Annotated in this window: 17 protein-coding genes; 7 read left to right on the top strand and 10 right to left on the bottom strand. The window is 70.3% G+C overall.

The genetic code is table 11. The annotated features are described in order from the left end of the window. Positions 1-77: 77 nt before the first annotated feature. On the bottom strand, positions 78-1,403 hold the full coding sequence (locus Q0747_RS03535; protein ID WP_298251883.1) for an ABC transporter substrate-binding protein: 1,326 nt from the start codon (positions 1,401-1,403) through the stop codon (positions 78-80). A gap of 124 nt (positions 1,404-1,527) precedes the next feature. On the opposite strand from Q0747_RS03535, the gene Q0747_RS03540 reads away from it, so the two are divergent. After that, the gene (locus Q0747_RS03540) at positions 1,528-2,241 is read left to right on the top strand and encodes a GntR family transcriptional regulator (protein ID WP_298251884.1); all 714 of its coding nucleotides are present in this window, start codon (positions 1,528-1,530) and stop codon (positions 2,239-2,241) included. A gap of 12 nt (positions 2,242-2,253) precedes the next feature. Here Q0747_RS03540 and Q0747_RS03545 read toward each other — a convergent pair whose 3' ends face one another. The 6 genes from Q0747_RS03545 to Q0747_RS03570 form a co-directional block, all read right to left on the bottom strand. Then, positions 2,254-2,829: a sigma-70 family RNA polymerase sigma factor gene (locus tag Q0747_RS03545; protein ID WP_298251885.1), complete on the bottom strand. Its 576-nt coding sequence runs from the start codon at positions 2,827-2,829 to the stop codon at positions 2,254-2,256. A 205-nt stretch (positions 2,830-3,034) separates the two neighbouring features. Further along, the gene (locus tag Q0747_RS03550) at positions 3,035-3,901 is read right to left on the bottom strand and encodes a universal stress protein (RefSeq protein ID WP_298251886.1); all 867 of its coding nucleotides are present in this window, start codon (positions 3,899-3,901) and stop codon (positions 3,035-3,037) included. A 131-nt stretch (positions 3,902-4,032) separates the two neighbouring features. Then, positions 4,033-4,842 carry a YsnF/AvaK domain-containing protein gene (locus Q0747_RS03555; protein WP_298251887.1) on the bottom strand — a complete coding sequence of 270 codons (810 nt, stop codon included), beginning with the start codon at positions 4,840-4,842 and terminating at the stop codon, positions 4,033-4,035. 86 nt (positions 4,843-4,928) lie between these two features. Beyond that, positions 4,929-5,855 (bottom strand): AEC family transporter, encoded by a 927-nt coding sequence (locus tag Q0747_RS03560; protein WP_298251888.1) that lies wholly within the window; start codon positions 5,853-5,855, stop codon positions 4,929-4,931. Positions 5,856-5,925: 70 nt separating this feature from the next. Next, a complete protein-coding gene (locus tag Q0747_RS03565) occupies positions 5,926-6,567 on the bottom strand; it encodes an alpha/beta hydrolase (protein ID WP_298251889.1) in 642 nt (213 codons plus the stop codon). An 88-nt stretch (positions 6,568-6,655) separates the two neighbouring features. Further along, complete coding sequence (locus tag Q0747_RS03570; RefSeq protein WP_136455768.1) at positions 6,656-6,961, bottom strand: DUF4193 domain-containing protein; 306 nt, start codon at positions 6,959-6,961, stop codon at positions 6,656-6,658. Positions 6,962-7,236: 275 nt separating this feature from the next. On the opposite strand from Q0747_RS03570, the gene Q0747_RS03575 reads away from it, so the two are divergent. Further along, positions 7,237-8,151 carry a DNA-3-methyladenine glycosylase gene (locus Q0747_RS03575; RefSeq protein WP_298251890.1) on the top strand — a complete coding sequence of 305 codons (915 nt, stop codon included), beginning with the start codon at positions 7,237-7,239 and terminating at the stop codon, positions 8,149-8,151. Positions 8,152-8,157: 6 nt separating this feature from the next. Here the strand turns inward: Q0747_RS03575 and Q0747_RS03580 are convergent, their stop codons facing one another. Beyond that, the gene (locus Q0747_RS03580; protein ID WP_298251891.1) at positions 8,158-9,366 is read right to left on the bottom strand and encodes a CdaR family transcriptional regulator; all 1,209 of its coding nucleotides are present in this window, start codon (positions 9,364-9,366) and stop codon (positions 8,158-8,160) included. Positions 9,367-9,464: 98 nt separating this feature from the next. On the opposite strand from Q0747_RS03580, the gene Q0747_RS03585 reads away from it, so the two are divergent. From Q0747_RS03585 to Q0747_RS03605, 5 genes are all read left to right on the top strand, one after another. Next, on the top strand, positions 9,465-10,577 hold the full coding sequence (locus tag Q0747_RS03585; protein WP_298251892.1) for a ferredoxin reductase: 1,113 nt from the start codon (positions 9,465-9,467) through the stop codon (positions 10,575-10,577). Between the two features lie 18 nt (positions 10,578-10,595). After that, on the top strand, positions 10,596-11,741 hold the full coding sequence (locus tag Q0747_RS03590) for an acyl-CoA desaturase (RefSeq protein WP_298251893.1): 1,146 nt from the start codon (positions 10,596-10,598) through the stop codon (positions 11,739-11,741). Positions 11,742-11,976: 235 nt separating this feature from the next. Further along, complete coding sequence (gene pta / locus Q0747_RS03595) at positions 11,977-14,058, top strand: phosphate acetyltransferase (protein ID WP_298251894.1); 2,082 nt, start codon at positions 11,977-11,979, stop codon at positions 14,056-14,058. A gap of 28 nt (positions 14,059-14,086) precedes the next feature. Beyond that, positions 14,087-15,202, top strand: a complete 1,116-nt coding sequence (locus Q0747_RS03600; RefSeq protein WP_298251895.1) for an acetate/propionate family kinase — start codon at positions 14,087-14,089, stop codon at positions 15,200-15,202. 64 nt (positions 15,203-15,266) lie between these two features. Next, the gene (locus Q0747_RS03605) at positions 15,267-15,605 is read left to right on the top strand and encodes a YnfA family protein (RefSeq protein ID WP_298251896.1); all 339 of its coding nucleotides are present in this window, start codon (positions 15,267-15,269) and stop codon (positions 15,603-15,605) included. 254 nt (positions 15,606-15,859) lie between these two features. Here the strand turns inward: Q0747_RS03605 and Q0747_RS03610 are convergent, their stop codons facing one another. Together Q0747_RS03610 and Q0747_RS03615 are read right to left on the bottom strand one after the other, a co-directional pair. Continuing rightward, on the bottom strand, positions 15,860-16,171 hold the full coding sequence (locus Q0747_RS03610; RefSeq protein WP_298251897.1) for an AzlD domain-containing protein: 312 nt from the start codon (positions 16,169-16,171) through the stop codon (positions 15,860-15,862). After that, entirely contained in the window at positions 16,168-16,896 is a 729-nt protein-coding gene (locus Q0747_RS03615; RefSeq protein ID WP_298251898.1) for an AzlC family ABC transporter permease, read from the bottom strand. The genes Q0747_RS03610 and Q0747_RS03615 overlap by 4 nt, the downstream gene beginning before the upstream one ends. Between the last annotated feature and the right edge of the window lie 42 nt (positions 16,897-16,938).

The following is a 16,938-nucleotide window of genomic DNA, read 5'->3' on the forward strand; positions in this document are numbered from 1 at the left end:
GTGAGGCCTGTGGTGGTAGCGATGGCGAACTCCTCCGACCGGGCGGCGGAGGCCCGTGGGCCCCGCCTTCCGAGCTTCTAATCGTCCTGGTAGCCGTTGTTGTCCGAGAAGTCGGAGTCGATCGCGCGCGCCGCGGAGTCCAGTTCGTCCTTCACCTCGGCACCTCCCCAGATTGCCAGCAGGGCGCTGCCGAACGAGCTCGTCACCGTCGGGTAGCCGGGTGTCACGGGGCGTGCGACGGCGATGCACTCCTCGGTGACGCTGTCGGAGCCGCACGCGGACTCGAGATTCGTGGCGAAGAGTTCCAGCGGCTTGTCCGCTCCGTACAGCTCGCTCTGTTCGAGTGCCGAGGTGCTCCCCGGCACGGCCGCGTTGGCCTCCACCATCGCGCTGATGCTCTCATCCGTGAGGAGGAAGTCCAGGAAAGCTCCCGCGGCCTCGGGGTCGTCCTCCGCAACGGGCGTGACGCCCCACTGCCAGGACCCGTGACCGGCCTTGGTGCCGTTGCCGAAGTCGGGCAGTGGCATGAGTGCGAGATCCTCACCCAGCGCCTCGCTGAAGGTGGGGTACATCCAGTTGCCGGTCCAGGTCAGCGCGGTCTGCCCGTCCTGGAAGGCACTGCCACTGGTATTGGGATCGGCGAACTCGCGCCAGGACGCCCACTCCTCGAGTGCTTCCACGTTGTCGTCGCTGTTGAGGACGCCGTCGGCCTTGCCGTCCTTCATGAGCGTGCCGCCGGCCGACCAGAGATCGGGCGTGGTGGTGAACGTTCCCCACTCGCCCGCGAAACCGTTGGCTTCTCCGAGGTCGATCGCCTTGCCGGAGGGTGAGACCTCGGCAAGCTTCTCGAGGTTGGCCGTGAACTCCTCGGTGGTCCAGGCTTCCTCGGCGGTGGCGGGGGCCTCGATCCCGGCTTCGGCGAGCAGCGCCCTGTTGCCCCACAGGCCCAGGCCGACGTCGAACATGCCCACTGCATAGGTGGCGTCGTTGTACGTGCCGCTCTCCGTGACGCCGCTGATCCGGTTGTCGAGCGTCTCGGAGGAGACGACGTCGTCGAGCGGGATGAGCTTGCGGTCGTAGGCGAACGCCGCCATGGTGGGGGCGTCCATCTCCATGACGTCGGGCAGCTCCTCGGCCGACGTCGCCTGGATGGTGCTGGTGTAGTCGGCTTCCGGAATGAGCGTGAGGTTCGCGGTGACGTCCTCCTGGGAGGAGTTGAACTTCTCCACGAGCATCTGGAGCGCTTCGGTCTCCGCCGCCTGACCGGTGTGGGCCCAGACGTCGATCGTGCCGTCGGAGGATCCATCCCCAGAATCTCCCGAGCAGGCGGACAGCATCAGGGCGACCGAGAGAGCGGCGCCGACGGTAGCTGCAGTGCGCCGGGACCTCCTGGGTGAGAGCATCGCCATCGTTCCTTTCGTCGTGAATACCGCGGGCCGGTCAGTTCGATCAGCTTGGCCTAGACCAATTCTGAAGTCAATAGATTGGCTTAGACCAATCTGGGGAAGACGGCGGTACTATCGACGGATGACCGACCGGGGGTTCGCGGCACCGAAGTACTACGGGGTGAAGGAGGATCTCCGCCGCCTGGCCCTCGAGGCCGGCCCGGAGGCGTCCCTCCCCACGGAGCGAGCGTTGGCGGTGCGCTACGGGACCTCGCGGACCACGATCCGGCAGGCCATCGCCGAACTCGTGGCCGAGGGCGTCCTGCACCGGACCCAGGGCAAGGGGACCTTCGTGGCCCGGGAGCACCGGGCCTACGTCCGCCAGCGGACGTCCTTCACCGACGACGCGAGGGCACAGGGCCTCGGCATCTCGTCGATCATCCTCGGGATCGACCATCCGGAGGCCGACGAGCATCTCGCCGGGCAGCTGCGCGTGGTCCCCGGCACCGGCCTGACCCGCGTGGAACGGGTGCGCCTGATCGACGAGGAGCCGCTGGCCCACGAGGTGGCGCACCTCCCGGGGACGCTGACGGATCTGGGCCGGATCCTGGAGCAGGACGGCTCGCTCTACGCTGCGCTCGCCTCCCACTACGGCAGGCGGGTCGCCGAGGTCGAGGACACCGTGGAGACGGCCATCGCGGGTCCTGCCGATGCTGGGCTCCTCGCGATCGAGACCGGCTCTCCCCTGCTCCTCATCCACCGGCTCGGGCTCGACGAATCGGGCTCCCCGGTCGAGTGGACGCGATCGGTGTTCCGCGGTGACCGCTTCCGGTTCTTCGCCCGCACCTATCGCTGACCACCCCCGGAGTCAGGTCAGCGCCATGTCCGGCTCCAGCGCCACCCGCAGCTTCTTCAGTCCGTCCCGGATGCGGGTCTTCGCGGTCGGCACGGGTACGCCGAGCCGCTCGGCCACCTCGGCGTAGGTCAGGTGCGAGAAGTAGGCCAGGGAGATCGCCTCGCGCTGCACCAGCGACAGGGCGGCCAGACTGGCATGCACGCGCTCGGCCTCGTCCCGTCCGGTGACCTGCTCCGCCACCTCGTCGAAACCCGTGGACCAGTGCCGCCTCCCCCACGCCTCGTCACGCCCGGCACGGGCGACTTCCGAGCGGAGGCGATCGACGGCTCGCCGGTGGGTGAGCGTCATGATCCAGGAGATCGGGTGCCCCAGCCCGGGCTTGTAGCGGTCGCCCTGCTCCCAGAGGAGGAGGAAGACCTCCTGTGTCACCTCGGCGCTGACCTCCGGATCACCGAGGATCCTCCGGGCCAGGCCGAACACGCGCCGCGAGCACGCCGAGTAGAGGGCCCGGAACGCCTGGGCATCCTTCAGGCCCGTCGCCACGAGGAGTGCCGTGAGATCCGGAGGTGCGGAGGATTCGTCGTTCATGGGGGCGGGAATCGAGCGTGCGACGTCGTCGAGGACGTGCACAGGCGTGGAGGAGGTGATGGCGGGACTTCCTGGCTGAGACCGGAACGGGGCGATGCCCTTTGCCTGAATGTAACGCCCCGCGCACCCGGGGTCGACCACGAGCTGCCATCGTGACCGAATTGCATTCCAATCTTTCGTCTTCACGGCTCCCGTCCCCGGCAGATCATGCGCCGGACGCCGGTGCCCGGGTCACGACGAGGGTGGGGCAGGGCGGCTCGAGCAGGAGCCGGTGGGTCACGGAGCCGAGCGACATGCCCGACCGCGCCCCGCTCCCGTGCCGGCCGATCACCAGAAGGTCGGCCCCTGCGGCCCGTGAGGACAGCGCCTGCACCGGTCCATGGACGTCGTCCACGACCCACCGGACCGTCAACGCCGGGAAGCGTGCCTGCAGCTCGCGCACCAGTTCCGGCCCCTCGAGCGCCCTCGGCCCGGCAGCGGCGTCGGGGGTGGTGACCACGGTCAGCTGACCCGCCGTCGCATCCGCCTCCTCGGCAGCCCTGAGCAGGGCGGTCCTCGACATCTCCGACCCGTCCACGCCCACTACCACACCCCCGCCCGAGGCTGCCGATGCTGCGGATGGTGCAGGAGGTACGACGACGACGGGCGCGCTGGAGTTGAGCGCCACCCGGAGTGCGACGGAGCCCTTGAACTCGCCGCTGGCCGGATCCTGACGGTCCGCGCCGACCACGAGCATGGGAGCGGTGGCGGCGAGCCCGAGGAGCGCCTCGACGATCCCGCCGCAGTGCAGGTAGGTGCTGACGCGGAGGCCCGGGTGGGCCTCCCCCACACGGGACGCCTCCCTGACGATCAGCTCCCTGCCACGCTTGACCTCGTCGCCGAAGGAGCTCCCCGGCGGCAGCAGGGCAGGGTCCGCAACGGCATGAAGGAGCGTGAGGGGTGCGGCGAGCGACGCGGCCCGTGCCGCTGCCCACTCGACGACGGCGCGGTCGCTCGCGGGATCGCGCACCGCGACGAGCATGGGCTCCGCGGATGCGGTGTGCGTAGGACTCGGTCGGGTGAGAGGTGTCATGGACACTGTGGTTCCTTCCGGGAAGCGCTGGCACTTCGCTGCGGGATCGCGGCGGATCGCCACCCTCCAGCCTCGCAGACCACCGACGGCCGGGTCAGGGCCTTTCGGCCCTGACCCTCAGGGCACCGGTGCTACGGCTCCACCGTCTCCGTCTCGATGACTTCCTTGCGCACCTGGGCGCTGACCACCTCGTCGCGGGTCCGGGCCTCTCGGCTGATCCGTACGCGCTCGATCGGGACCACCTCCATCTCGACGCGGGGCTTCTCCTCGTACAGGACCACCTCGACCACATCGCCGTCGAACGCGGACTCGACGGCGGAGTACAGCTGCTCCCGCTCGGCGTTCGTGTAGGGCGTCTCGCCGTCGTCGTAGTACGCCGCGCCGTTCGCGATGGGCTCGCGCTCCACCACGAGCTCCTCGCGCCGGATCTGGACGGTCATGGTCACGTCCTCGGTGACCACGCGCTTGACCAGGCGCACGCGCTCGGTCTCGCGCAGCTCGGTACCCACGCGGAGCTGCTCCTCGGAGCGCGTCATGGAGTACTCGCCCTCGGGCCGGGAGGACTGCGCCCGCTCCTCACCGGTCCCGCTGACCTGATCGGGTGCGGCGCCGTCGTCCTCCGCGGCCATGAGTCCGTAGTAGCGGAGCAGCTGCTGCTCCTCCTCGGGGCTCAGATGGCCGTCCTGCGACATCTTCGGCGACTCGTACACCATGGAGTGGCTGAACGGGAGGCGCACGTTGCGTCCGTCGAGCTCCGCGCCCTGCAGCGGGGCGAAGGACTCCGGGTTGCCCATGGCGTGGGTGACCACCGTGACCCAGCTCGGCTCGCCGGTGGCGTCGTCCACGTAGAGCTGACCCATGGGCCCGAGGGCGGCTCCGTCCTCGCTCAGCACGGTGGCGCCGGCGTTCATGGAATCCTTCATCTGGTCAAGCGTGATCATGACGGCCCTTTCGAAGAGGTGTTCTCCTCACCGTAGGTTCTGGCCGGAGCCATAGCAAGCATGCTTAGTACCGCGCCCCGCCCGGCTCACCCGGTGAACCGGGCGATCACGAGGAACACCACCGGCAGATAGAGCACGCCGGCCACGGTCTGCAGCGTGATGGTGGAGGCCATGAGCCGCGCGTCCCCGCCGAGGGCGCGGGCCATCACGAAGGCCGACGATGCCGTGGGCAGCGCCAGGAACAGGACCACGGTGGCCGCCGGTTCTCCCGTGAGGCCAAGCAGCAGGCAGCCGGCAAGCCCCAGGCCCGGCATGACACCGAACTTCAGGGTGCCGGCAAGACCGACGGCCCAGGGGTTGCGGACCATGCTGCGCAGCTCCAGGGCAGCTCCCACGCACAGGAGGCCCAGCGGCAGCGACGCACTTCCGAGCGTCCGCACGAACTCCGCGACGCCGGGCGGCAGGCCGAGGCCCGTCAGATTGAGTGAGATCCCGATGACGCAGCCCAGGATCAGCGGATTGGTGGCGATACTGCGGACGGTGCCACCGGCGGTGAGCGTCTCCGCCCCGTACCGGGCGAACGCGAGCGTGCAGACCACATTCACCAGAGGCACCAGGATGGCGTTGGCGATCGCCGCGAGCGCCACGCCGTCGGGCCCGAAGAGGGCCAGCGCGATCGAGAGTCCGAGGTAGTTGTTGAAGCGGATACTGCCCTGCAGCACGGAGGTGAAGGCCGGTCCGTCGAACTGCATCCACCGCTGGGCCGCCACGAGCCCGAGCGCGGTGAGCACCACCGGAGCGGCGAGGACCGGCGCCATGAGGGAGATGGGCAGTCCCGCCAGGTCGGCCGTCGCCAGACCGTGGATGAACAGTGCCGGCAGCAGGACGACGTAGCAGAGCCGCTCCGCCGGGGGCCAGAACGCCGGCGAGACGAAGCTGCGCACCCGCAGGACGTACCCGAGGCCGAGCAGACCGATCACGGGCCCGAGTGCCACCAGTGTCTGGGCGATCACCGCTCGACGTCGGGCCCTACGTGGGCGAACAGCCCCGATGGCATGGCGGGGACCGACACCGTGGGGCGGGTCACCAGCCCTGGGCCTGCAGCCAGCGGGCCGCCAGGGAGCTCCACTGCTCGGCGGCTCCGCTGCCCTCCGCGAGACCGAGCCCGTGCTCCCCGTCGGCGAAGACGTGGAGCGCGTGCGGAACGGCGTGTGCTGCGAGCGCCTGGCCGAGCAGATAGGCGTGCTCCACCGGGACGGAGGCGTCGGCGGCGGTGTGCCAGATGAAGAACGGTGGAGCGTCCGGCGTGACCAGCCGGTCGAGCGAGGTCGCCGCGCGGCTGCGGCCGTCGGCCTCGGGGCCGATCAGCTGGTCCTGGGATCCGCGGTGCGTGGCCAGCTGCATCGACACGACGGGGTAGCAGAGCACGGCCGCGTCGACGCGCTCCTCGTCCGCGACGGAGGATGCGAGTGCTGCATGTCCTGCGAGATGACCGCCCGCGGAGAACCCGAGCAGCGCCACGCGGCCGGCGCCGCCGGCCCTGACCCTGCGGATCTCGGCGCGGACGGCGTCGAGCGGTCCCGGGTGCCGCGTCAGGACGGGGTACCTGAACACCCCGGCCGAGAGACCGAGGGTGCGCAGCCGTGCGGCCACGATCTCCCCCTCGTTGTCGGACAGCTCGGAGTACCCGCCGCCGGGCAGGACGATCACGTGGGAAGGCGTCATGCGCTTACCGTACTGGTCGGCAGCCGCCACTTCACGACAGGAGCCCCCGGTCCGTGGACCGGGGGCTCCTGGATGTCAGGAGGGGCGCTCAGCCCTCGCACTCGGTGCAGAACTTGTCGCCGTTCTTCTCACGGGCGAGCTGGCTGCGGTGGTGCACCAGGAAGCAGGACATGCAGGTGAACTCGTCCTCCTGCTCCGGGATGACCTGGATCAGGAGTTCCTCGTGCGAAAGATCGGCGCCGGGCAGATCGATGCCTTCGGCGGTCTCGCCGTCCTCGACATCGATCAGCGCGGTCTGCGTGGTGGCGCTGCGCTGTGCCTGGATTGCCTCGAGCGACTCGTTGGCCGGCTGATCCTCCGGGCGAACGCGCGGTTCGTCGTAGTCGGTTGCCATTGCGGTAGATCTCCTTCTGTGGGCGGGAAAGATGCCCAGATGCCATTTCCAACTTCGGCAGGGGTGGAAGTATTCCACATAACGGGAGCAATATACATGCTACGGAGCAGTATTTTCTTCTCGGTCGGCCCAGATGTCGAACGACTGCTGCTCTGTCATGCTGCGGATGGTACTCCGTGCCCCTGGGCGGCACCGTAATGCGGCACCGTAGTGTTGCACCGGATCCCGTACCGGATCCCGCACCGGAATGCCCCAGGAGGTTCCAGGAGGTTCCCATGGTCCAGGCACCGCCGTCCGGCACGGCCACGTCGTCCGCGTCGTCCTCGGTGGGCCGCAGCGCGACCCTCGCACCGAACGGGGCGCTCGACGCCGGCCCCATGGCCGCGATCCTCGCGAACCACGCCATCCCGGGCTGCGAGCTCACCGACCGGCCCGGCCGCACGCACACTCGCCTGCTGCCGGGCCCTCGTGGACCACGGCGGGTCACCGTGAGCATCCGGGCCGACGACGTCGAGCTCACCGCCGACACCGAGGACGACGCCGAATTCGAGGGGCTCGTCCGCATCACCCGATCATGGCTCGACCTCGACACGGAGGTCGACGCGGTGGCCCGCGCCTTCGAGGACGATCCGCTCCTCGGGCCGCTGGTCCGGCGGCGTCCGGGCCTGCGCGCCGTCGGTTATCCGGAACCGTTCGAAGCCGCCGTCATGACGGTCCTCGGGCAGCAGGTCTCCGTCGCGGCCGGGGGCACCTTCGGCGGCAGGCTCGCAGCAGCGTACGGCACGCCGTCGCCGTCGGGTCTCACGGTCTTCCCCACGCCGCAGGTCATCGCCGACGCACCGCACGAGGAACTGCGGTCGGCCATCGGTGTGACCCGCACGCGCGCGGCCACCGTGCAGCACGTGGCCCGCGCCTTCGTCGACGGCCTGCAGCTCCATCCCGCCGCCGATCATGCGGCCCTGCGGAGGCAGCTGCTCGCCCTCCCGGGGATCGGCCCGTGGTCCGCGGACTACCTGGCGGTCCGCGTGCTCCGGGACGCCGATGCCTTCACCCCCGGCGACCTCGTGGCGCGGCGCGCCATGGGCAATCCGAGCATCCGGGACGCGGGGACGATCGCCGAGGCCTGGCGGCCGTACCGTGCGTACGCCCTGTTCCACCTGTGGACCTCGGCCACGTACATCGGGGACTGAGCACGGCTACGCCGAGCGGGCCGGCACCGTCAGCCGGCTGCGCAGCGCGATCTCCAGTTCGAAGCGTGCCTTCGGGTCCTTCAGCTCGTCCCCGAACAGCTCGCGCAGCTGCAGTACGCGGTAGCCGACGGTCTGCGCGTGGATACCGAGTTCCTCCGCGATCGGTGCCCGCTGCCCCCAGTGCCGCAGCCAGGTGAGGAGGGTCTCCTCGAGCCGCATGCGCTGGTTGTCCGGCAGGGCCGCGAGGGGCGCGAGCCGCCGTCGTGCCAGCTCTCCCACGGCCGACGGCTCGGCTGCCAGGACCACCTCGATCAGGTGCTCGCCCGCCCAGACGGGGAGTTCGTCGTCGCCCTCACGAGGGGGCAGCATGGAGGCGGCGAGGACCGCCAGGCGCAGCGACTGAGCCACCTGACCCAGTCCGCCGGCGGGCCCGATCGCGGCCCTCCGCCCGGCGAGCACGCGCTCCAGCTCTGCGCGGGAGGCCGGGCCGCGCTCCGGCACGAGCGCGACGGCGTCGGTCTCCCGCTCGATCACGATGGCACCCTGTCCCAGCCGCTGGCGGAGTCCGCCCGCGCGTTCCAGCGGGAGAGTCACCACGACCACCTCGGCGGGCACCGTCCAGTCCGCGAGCGACGCCGCCTGCCGCAGCGCCGTCCCGTCGGCCTGGCCCAGCAGGAGGAGCTCGAGGAGTTCCGCGCGCCGACGGTCGACGGCGCCCGCCCGCTCCGACTGCTCGAAGGCGTAGGCCTCGGCACTCACGGCGGAGAGCTCGTCGATGTACGCCATGATGGATTCGCCGAGATCCACGACCACGGACGAGCCGAGGCCCTGCTCCATGGAGCGCCGCGACATCTCCCGGAAGGTGACGCGGGCGCCCATCCGGTAGGCGCCGAGCAGCGAATCCATGCTGCGACCCTGCCGGAACTCCCCGCGTCCCAGTCCCGCCACCAGCTGACGGCTCTCCTCGGACAGCGCGGGCAGCTTGGTTCCCGGCAGGTCGAGGAACCGCTCCAGCGCAGCCGTGACCCCCTTGCGCAGCACGTGACCGAAACTGCCCTCCATCGGGCGGGCATAGGCCGGCACCAGCTGGGGCACGGCCTCGATGATCGCCTCCACCAGCGCCGGGGTCAGGGATCGCAGGCGGTCGCCGACATCGGGCGGCAGGGCGAGCCACGGAGGCTCCGGAGGCGTGGGTGGCAGCTCACTCCTGGACATCTGGTCACTCCTGATCTATTGCAACGCGATGATTCTGCACCCTCAACTGTATGCCGGGAGAGGAGATTCTTAGCGGGAGAGACTATATCGTTGATGAAATGATCCGGTTCAAGGCATTGGCGCGGGCCGCCTCCGCGCTCACCACCCCGCTTGCGCCGGAGGACTTCCTCTCCCTCTTCAACCCCGTGTACTCGGCCCGTCAGCTCCGCGGCGTCGTGACCCGCGTGGAGCACGAGACCGAGCAGTCGGCCACCATCTACTTCCGCCCGGGCCGCGGCTGGCACGCCCACCAGGCGGGCCAGTGGGCGCGCATCGGCGTCGAGCTGGACGGGGTGCGCCAGTGGCGTTCCTACTCCCTCAGCAATGCGGCCGGGCAGGATCCCGCGATCACCGTGACGGACGCCGGGTCGGTGTCGCACGTGCTCGTCCGGGACACCAGGCCCGGTGACGTCCTCTTCCTCGCCCCGCCGCAGGGCGACTTCGTCCTCCCCGAGCACCCGCGTCCCCTGCTGATGCTCACCGCGGGCAGCGGCATCACGCCGGTCATGTCGATGATCCGCACGCTGATCCCGCGCAGGCCTGACGCCGACGTCGTGCTCATCACATCCAACAGCACGCCCGAGAGGAGCCTGTTCCGCGAGGAGCTCGACGAACTCGCCGACCAGTTCCCCAACCTGACGGTGCGGCACTGGTTCTCGAGCATCCGGGGCAGGCTTGAGTTCACCACCAGGACCATCGCCGAGCTCTGCCCGGACTGGCGCTCCCGCTCGGCGTACGCATGTGGTCCCGAGGGCTTCCTGAACGACGCCGAGGAGCTGTGGCAGCGCGAGGCCGCGCTCGACGCAGCCCGCGCCGCCCCCCGGGTCGGCGAGGGTGCGGGGCAGGAGCCGGCCGGGGTGGGCACGCTCACGATCGAGCGCTTCAGCACCGATCTCACCATGGGCGCCGGGCACGACGGCGGCCTGGTCACGTTCGAGCAGTCGGACCGCGAGATCCAGGCCGACGGAGACACCCCCCTGCTCGACATCGGCGAGGACGCAGGGGTCCTGATGCCCAGCGGGTGCCGCATGGGCATCTGCCACAGCTGCCTGATCCCGCTGCGCGCCGGGCAGGTGCGCGATCTCCGCACCGGGGAACTGCACAACGCCCCCGGCCATCTCATCCAGACCTGCGTCTCGGCAGCCGCCGGGCCCGTGAACCTCGACCTGTAACCCCACGGAGGAAACCCCTTGACCACTACCCTGACCCGCCCGGGCGCCCTCGCGACCTCCGGTCGTCCCCTGGTCCGCCCCGACGCCGCGAAGCACCTCTCCGACGAGCAGATCGCCGAACTGGGCCGCGAGCTCGACGCCGTGCGCGACGAGATCCTCGCCAAGCGGGGGGCCTCCGACGCCGCCTACATCCGTCGGATCATCAGGATCCAGCGGTCGCTGGAGTTCGCCGGCCGCGGCACCCTGCTGTTCGGCAAGTACCGGCCTGCCTGGTTCGCCGGCACGGCCATGCTGAGTTTCGCCAAGATCCTCGAGAACATGGAGATCGGCCACAACGTCCTCCACGGGCAGTGGGACTGGATGCGCGACCCGGACATCCACTCCACCACCTGGGAGTGGGACTTCGTGACGCCCGCGCGGTCCTGGCAGCACACGCACAACGACCTGCATCACCGGTGGACCAACGTCATCGGCAAGGACAAGGACATCGGGTACAACCTGCTCCGCATGGACGCCGATCAGCCCTGGCGGCCTTTCAACCTCGGCAACCCGCTGTACAACGCGATCCTGGCCCCGGTCTTCGAGTGGGGCATCGCCCTGTACGACCTCGAGCTGCCGGAGTACAAGGAGGGCCTGAAGTCCAAGGAGGCCATGAACCGCGACCTCAAGGCCGTGGGGGTCAAGGTCGTCAAGCAGTTCTCCAAGGACTACGCGGCCACACCCGCCGTCGCCATGCTCACCGGCTCCGGCAGGCAGGCCCTCTACGGCACGCTCGCCGCCAACGCCATCCGCAACTTCTGGGCCCACGCCGTCATCTTCTGCGGCCACTTCCCCGACGGGACGGACACCTTCACGGAGGAGGAGGTGGACGGCGAGACCCGCGGCGACTGGTACGTCCGCCAGATGATCGGCTCGGCGAACATCTCCGGCTCGAAGTTCATGCACCTCATGACGGGTAATCTCTCGCACCAGATCGAGCACCACTGCTTCCCGGACCTGCCGTCCAACCGGTACGCCGAGGTAGCGGTGAAGGTCCGCGAGATCTGCTCGCGCTACCGCCTGCCGTACACCACCGGCCCCCTGCCCAAGCAGGTCGGGTCCACCTGGGCGAAGATCTTCAAGCTGGCCCTGCCCAATCGCACGCCGAAGGCCGCCGACGCCTAGAGCGTCCCGGGAGGCGCCGTCGTCCGGGGTTCTCCTGCGGCGGCGGCGCTTCTGCGTACACTCCCTCCCGGTTTCCCGCTCACGCTCGCGCCGAGATCGCAGACGGTGCCGGTCCTGGAGGGATCGGCGGTCGTTCCTGCCGTCTCGGCACACGGGAAGACCGTGCACGACCGGGAAGACCGTGCACGACGGACTCGAGATACCAGGTGTCGGACGAGCCTGCGAGACTGGGCTCATGACCCGCGGAATCTATGTGAGCGCCATGACGAGCGGCTCCGGCAAGTCCCTGATCTCGCTCGGTCTGGCCGACATGCTGCACCGGCATGCGGACCGCGTGGGCTTCTTCCGGCCCATCGTCGAGGGCGATGATCCGGCCGCGGACCCGATGGTGCGCCTCATGCAGCGCTCGTTCGACCTACCCGCGAGCCGGGCCCGGGGCGGTCTGACGCGCGCGGAGGCCCGTGCCCTGCTCGTGAGGGGGGACCGGGCCGAGATCGACGCACGCTGCGTCGCGATCTACGGCGAGATCGCGGCGGAGTGCGACGTCGTGATCGTCGAGGGCACGGATCTCTCCGGCAACGACTCCGCCGTCGAGTTCGACCTCAACGCGCGCCTGGCCAACAATCTGGGAGCCATGGTGCTGGCGGTCGTCAGTGCCAAGGCCATGGGTGTCGGTGAGGCCGCGGATACCGTGGACGTGGCCCGCCGCGAACTCGACGCCGCGAAGGTCTCCCTCCTCGCCATGATGGTCAACCGGGCGGCCGACGACGCGGTCGCCTCCATCAGCGAGCAGATCCGCCCCGGGCGCTCGGGCCGGCCCGTCTACGTGATCCCGGAACTGACGGAGATCTCCCAGCCCACGGTCTCGGAGGTCGCCGCCGAACTCGGGGCACGGCAGATCGCCGGTGACCCGAATCTCGAGCGCGACGTCGCCGGCGTCCGGGTCGCGGCGATGAACGTGGGCAATTTCCTGCACCTGCTCACGGACGGCGCCCTCGTGATCGTGCCCGGTGACCGCGCGGACGTCCTCGTGGCCACCCTCGCATCGTCGTTCTCGCCGGAGTTCCCCGTGCCCTCGGCACTGGTCCTGACCGGGGGCCTCGCGCCTGATCCGAACATCCTCGCCCTCCTGGCGCAGGCGCCCTTCCCGGTCTTCACGCTCGACGACGACACGTACACCGTGGCGCGCCAGGTGAGCGAGGTGCGCAGTGAGATCGCGAGCGGCCTGCGCCGCAAGGCTGCGGCCGCGCTCGGTGCCTGGTCCCGCCACGTCGACGAGAACGAGTTGCTCGAGCGTCTCGAGCTGCCGCGACCGGCCACCATGACGCCGCTGCGGTTCCTGCACGAACTGATCCAGCGCGCCCGGGCCGAGCGCCGCAGGATCGTGCTCCCCGAGGGGGAGGACATCAGGATCCTCAAGGCCGCGGAGATCCTGCACCGCCGTGACGTCTGCGACCTGACCGTCCTCGGTCCCGAGGCGCGCGTGCGCGAGCTGGCGGCGACCCAGGGCATCGATCTCACCGGCATCACCCTCGTGGACCCCGCGACCTCGGAGCTCCGCGACGAGTTCGCCGAGGAGTACGCGCGCCTCCGGGCCCACAAGAACGTCTCGTTCGAGCAGGCGAGGGAACGCATGCTCGAGGGGGCATACTTCGGCACCATGATGGTGCAGCTCGGCAGAGTGGACGGCATGGTGTCCGGTGCTGCCCATACGACGGCGAACACCATCCGCCCTGCCCTCGAGTTCGTGAAGACCAAGGAGGGCGTGAAGATCGTCTCCTCGGTGTTCCTCATGCTGCTGCAGGACCGCGTGCTCGTCTACGGCGACTGCGCCGTGAACCCCGACCCCGACGACGAACAGCTGGCGGACATCGCCGTGGCCTCGGCCGAGACGGCGCAGCAGTTCGGCGTCGAGCCCCGCGTGGCCATGCTCTCCTACTCCACGGGCGCCTCCGGTGCTGGTGGGGCGGTCGACGAGGTGCGGCGGGCCACCGAGCTCGTGCGGCAGCTGCGACCCGATCTCGCCGTCGAGGGGCCCATCCAGTACGACGCCGCCGTCGACGCCTCGGTGGCGGCCTCGAAGCTGCCCGGGTCCGCGGTGGCCGGGCAGGCGACGGTGTTCATCTTCCCGGATCTGAACACCGGCAACAACACCTACAAGGCCGTGCAGCAGTCGGCCGGCGCCGTGGCCGTCGGGCCCGTCCTGCAGGGCCTCCGCAAACCGGTCAACGACCTCTCGCGCGGCTGTACGGTCGAGGACATCGTCAACACGGTGGCCATCACCGCCGTGCAGGCCCAGCAGTCCGCCACTTCCTAGCCGACACCGCCCTCCAGGACAGGACCCCATGATCATCCTCGTCATCAACTCCGGCTCGTCCTCGCTCAAGTACCAGGTGCGGGACGGCGAGGACATCCTCGCCGAGGGCCTGGTAGAGCGCATCGGCGAGGCCGAGGTGCCCGATCATGCGGCCGCCCTCGACCGCGTGGACCGCGACCTGGCCGAGGCGCTCGGGGATCGTGGGATCGACGCGGTGGGCCACCGCGTGGTGCACGGGGGTGAGCGGTTCAGCGAACCGGTGCTGATCGACAACGAGATCACCCGCGCCATCGAGCGGCTCAATCCGCTGGCGCCCCTGCACAATCCCGCGGCCGTCACCGGCATCCGGGCGATCACGAGGAAATGGCCCGACCTGCCTCAGGTGGCCGTCTTCGACACCGCGTTCCACCGGACCCTGCCCGAGTACGCCTGGCGGTACGCGCTGCCCGACGAGCTGTACCGACGGCACGGCATCCGGCGCTACGGCTTCCACGGGACGTCCCATGCCCATGTGGCCCGGGGTGCGGCCGGACTGCTGGGCGTCGAAACATTCACCGGCGTCATCGCCCACCTCGGCAACGGGGCCTCGGTGACAGCGGTGCGCGACGGGGAGAGCATCGACACGTCCATGGGCTTCACCCCCCTCGAGGGCCTCGTGATGGGCTCCCGCTCCGGGGACGTGGATCCGTCCATCCTGCTGTTCCTGCTCCGTGAGGGGTACTCCGAGGAGGAGCTGAACGAGCTGCTCAACCGCGACAGCGGGCTCAAGGGCCTCACGGGTACCAACGACATGCGCTCCGTCACCAAGGCCGCGGAGTCCGGGGACGCCGCGGCGAGGACGGCGATCGACGTCGCCTCCTACCGGCTCGCGAAGTACGTCGGCGGGTACCACGTGGCCGTGGGGGGAGCTCAGGCGCTGGTCTTCACCGCCGGTATCGGGGAGAACGCCGGAGCCTTCCGCGCCGCCGTCGTCGCCAGGCTCGGCGCGCTCGGCCTCGAGCTCGACGCCGGGCGCAACGGTGAGCGCTCCCGGGAGGCCAGGGTGATCAGCTCCGCGGCCTCGGCCTTCCCCGTCTTGGTGGTGCCGACCGACGAGGAGGCCGCGATCGCGGAGGCGACGGCCGCCGTCGTGAACGGCCCGTGACCGCGCGATCCCGTCCTGCCGCCCGACGGGCACCCGCTCGGACTTCACCGGGCGCGGGAGGATCATGACGATGCTGCGTATCACCGTCCTGTTCGTCCTGGCCGCGGGCGCCGAGATCGGTGGGGCGTGGCTGATCTGGCAGGCCGTCAGGGAGGGTAGACCGTGGTGGTGGGCCGGTCTCGGCATCATGCTGCTCGGGGCCTACGGCTTCGTCGCGACCCTGCAACCCGACCCGCACTTCGGACGGATCCTCGCTGCGTACGGCGGGATCTTCGTAGCGGGTTCGCTGGCCTGGGGCGTGCTCGTGGACGGCTTCCGACCGGATCGCTGGGATCTCATCGGTTCGGCGGTCTGCCTCGTCGGGGTCGCCGTCATCATGGCAGCCCCACGCTCCGCCGCCTAGCACGGCACCCCAGGCGTGAGCTGCACCGCCGCGGCGGCGTCCTGTCCCACTGAACCGGGTCGGACACCGGGAACGAGCGCTCGGTCCCAAGGAACCACCGCGAACAGTGGGAGGGGCGCACCACGGAGCGCTCATTCCCACCGGACGACCGCGAACAGTGGGACGAGCGCACCACGGAGCGCGCGGTCCCACCGCACGACCGCGAACAGTGGGAGGGGAGGCTGCGGCGGAGTGGGACCCAGGACCGGAGGGCCCTACGCGGCCCCGAGCAGCCGTGCCAGCCCGGCCGCGAGCGCTCCCACCAGCACCACCACGAGGAACGGCGCCCGCAGCCACAGGGCGACGGCGGCCGCGACGAGCGCAGCGACCCGGGCGTCCACGACGAGCGACTGACCCGACGCGACGGTGTTGGTCGCGGTCAGCGCCGCCAGTAGCCCGATCGTCAGGGACCCGGCGACGCGCAGCATCCTCGGATTGTCGAGGAGCCTCGCGGGAACCAGGAAGCCGAGGAACTTCGTGGCGATCGACACCGCACACGCGACCAGGATCCATCCCCACAGACTCATGCCCCACCTCTCGGGGCGCCCGGGGCATAGGGCTCGACGTCGGGCTCCAGGCCCTCGCTCGGCGGCACGAAGCCCGACAGCCCGAGCACCGCGGCCACCACGGCCGCGATCAGGATGGGCACACCCGAGGGGACGAACGGCACGGCGACCAGGGTGATCACCGCGCAGACGACGGCGATCGCCGCCGGTTCCCGGGCCCGGATCCGTGGCCAGAGCAGGCCGAGGAAGGCGGCGACGGCGGCGCCGTCGAGCCCCCAGCGGGCAGGATCGCCCATCGCGTTGCCCACCACCGCGCCCAGAAGGGTGAACAGGTTCCAAAGGGCGAAGACGCCGATACCGGCGGCCCAGAATCCCCGGCGCTGCTCGTCCGGATCCCGCTGGCCCGAGGCGGTCGCCGCCGATTCGTCGATGGTCAGATGTGCCATGACCAGCTTCCGCCACCGTGGGGGGCGCAGCAGGACATTGAGCTGCATGCCGTAGACGCCGTTGCGGATCCCCAGCAGGGCTGCCGCGGACATCGCCGAGATGCCGCTGCCCCCTCCGGCGACGACGCCGATGAACGCGAACTGGGAGCCGCCGCTGAACAGCAGCAGGCTCAGCGCCATGGTCTGGAGGACGTCCAGGCCGGCGGCCACCGACAGCGCCCCGAAGGACAGTCCATACAGCCCGGTGGCGACAGCGACGGAGAGGCCCACCCGGACGGCGGGGGATTTCAGGAGCAGCACCTCCCAAGGCTAGGTGACGCGCGGTCCGGCTTCCCATTCGTG

The organism is uncultured Arthrobacter sp. (assembly GCF_947493765.1).
GTDB lineage: Bacteria > Actinomycetota > Actinomycetes > Actinomycetales > Micrococcaceae > Arthrobacter_D.